The following is a 968-nucleotide window of genomic DNA, read 5'->3' as shown; positions in this document are numbered from 1 at the left end:
CGTAAGCTCCCCCGTCAAGCAGGCACTTCAAAAGTAGAGCTTTCGGCGTACTTGTTGCGGTACTCGACCGGGGTCATTCCGCCGAGCGAATCATGGGATCTTGCTTCGTTGTAGTCGATCATCCACCAGTGGGCGGCTTCGCGCACATCGTCGAGGCAGGCGAAGAGATTCAGGTCGAGCACTTCCTCGCGGAACGTGCGATTGAAGCGCTCGATGAAGGCATTCTGATTTGGCTTTCCCGGCTGGATGTACTGTAGTGCGACGCCATTGGTCTTGAGCCAGCTGGTGAACGCTTCGCCCAGGAACTCGGGGCCGTTGTCCGAGCGCACCACCTGCGGCAAGCCATGATCGCGTTTGATCTGCTCGAACACACGCACAAGCCGTTGCGAGTTGATCGAGGTGTCAACCTCGATGTGCAGCGCCTCGCGATTGAAGTCATCCACCACGTTGAAGGTGCGAAAGCGTCGTCCGCATGCCAGCGCATCGCTCATGAAGTCGACCGACCAGACCGTGTCTGGCAGCCTCGGCACGTAGAGCGGCACCCGCTCACGCTTGGGAAGGCGACGCTTTGCAGCGCGGCGTAGGTTGAGCTTCATGGCCTTGTAAACGCGATAGATGCGTTTGGGATTCCAACCTGGTTGCTGCTTGCGAAGGTAGTCGCTGCACTTCCAGAAGCCACGACTGGGGTGCGCTTCAACGTAACGCGCGATCTCGGCAATCAGCTCGGCATCGCGCACCGTCCAGTCCAGAGGCGGTGCATACCAAGCGGCACGCGACAGCCCGACGCATGCACAGGACCGGCGCAACGGCCGCGCGTGGACCTCGATAAGGAACCGCACCGCCTCGCGTTTACGCGCCGGCCCTAGAGTTTTTTTGCGATCAGGTCCTTCATTGCCGCGTTGTCGAGCGCCAACTCGGCATACATCCGTTTGAGCTTGGCGTTCTCGGACTCGAGCTCCTTGACCCGC

General features: G+C 60.2%; 1 protein-coding gene. It reads right to left on the bottom strand.

Features of this window, described 5'->3' with window-relative positions; genetic code table 11:
- Positions 1–14 precede the first annotated feature (14 nt).
- Complete coding sequence (locus tag J7396_RS22390; RefSeq protein ID WP_231503156.1) at positions 15–839, bottom strand: IS3 family transposase; 825 nt, start codon at positions 837–839, stop codon at positions 15–17.
- Positions 840–968: the final 129 nt, after the last annotated feature.

The organism is Xanthomonas sp. A1809 (genome assembly GCF_017746015.1).
Classification (GTDB): Bacteria; Pseudomonadota; Gammaproteobacteria; order Xanthomonadales; family Xanthomonadaceae; genus Xanthomonas; species Xanthomonas euvesicatoria.
The sequence above is the reverse complement of the archived record's forward strand: the minus strand, read 5'-3'. Positions and strand labels throughout refer to the sequence as shown.